Annotated in this window: 1 protein-coding gene; it reads right to left on the minus strand. The window is 64.0% G+C overall.

The annotated features are described in order from the left end of the window. Positions 1-37: 37 nt before the first annotated feature. On the minus strand, positions 38-1,452 hold a 1,415-nt coding region (locus ACE04F_RS06635; RefSeq protein WP_486105520.1), incomplete at its 5' end, for a DHA2 family efflux MFS transporter permease subunit.

Genomic DNA, 1,452 nt, shown 5'->3' on the forward strand with positions numbered 1-1,452 from the left:
GGCATCACTTGATGCCTGTCGTTGCCGCTCGGCGCCGTCAAGGGGCAGGGTGGGCTGCGGAGTCGACCTTCGCCTGCTGTCCCTTCCTGGTGCTTCGCAGCAGCAGCCCCGCCAGTACGGCTGCGGTCAGCGCGAACGCTGCGCCGATCAAAAACGCCACCTGATACCCGTCGTTGAGCGCAACCAGCGGCGCGAGATCGGACGCGGCCGTCTTGGTCCGGTACGCGGCAATGCTTGCCAGCACCGCCAGGCCCACGGAGCCGCCCATCATGAACGACGTATTGACGACGCCAGATGCCAGGCCGGAATCCTTGGGTTCCACGTCGCTCATCGCCGCGAGCAACATCGGATTGAACGCCATCCCCGCGCCCAACCCCAGCAGCAACATGCCCGGCAGGACGTCGCCGACGAACTGGCCGTCCAGCGGCGCCCGTGCAAACAGTGCCAGGCCGATGGCGGCGAGCAGCAGGCCTGCCGCCAACGGCGTTCGTGTGCCGTAGCGCATCACCAGCCGCGCGGACAGACCCAGGGAAAAAATCGCCATGATCACGTTTGCTGGCAGGAACGCCAATCCCACTTGCATCGGCGTATAGCCCAGCACCAATTGCATGTAGAGCGCTGACAGGAAAAACCAGGCGAACATCGACGCGGCCCAGAGCACGGCGAGCAGATTGGCGGTGCGCAGGTTATGCAGGCGAAACAGGCTCATCGGAATCAAGGGATGCGCAATCCGGCGTTCGAGCAGAATGAAGGCCAGCATCAACAAGGCCGAGGCTGCCAACAGGCCCAGCGTATGGAGGGAGGTCCAGCCCCGCTCATTGCCGTTGACCACGGCGTACACGGCGATCATCAACGACAGGGTGGCGGTCACCGCGCCGGCAACATCCAATTGCCCGCTGCCTTCGGCGCGCACGGCGGGCAACAACTTGAGGGACAGCGCCAGGACGGTCAGGCCGACAGGCAGGTTGACCAGGAAGATCCAATGCCAACTCAGCAGATCGGTCAGCAAACCACCCAACAGCACACCAATACTGCCGCCCGCAGCACAGACGAAACTGTATACGCCCATCGCCCGGGCACGCTCGCCGGGCTCCGTGAACAAGTCCATGATCAACGACAAGGCCACCGCGGTGACCACTGCACCGCCGAGGCCTTGAACCGCACGGGCAGTGATCAACCATGACTGTGATGGCGCCAGTCCGCAGGCCAGCGACGCGAGGGTGAACGCGGCCAATCCCAGGGTAAACAGCCGGCGGTGGCCATAGAGGTCGCCGAGGCGACCGCCGAGCAGCAGGAAGCCGCCAAAGGTCAGTAAGTAAGCATTGACGACCCAGGCCAGGTTGGTGTCGTTGAATTGCAGGTTGTCCTTGATCGACGGCAGGGCGACGTTCACCACCGTACCGTCGAGCACGATCATCAGCACGCCCAGGCACAAGATGATCAGCGCGGGGC

The organism is Pseudomonas sp. AGC41 (assembly GCF_057334555.1).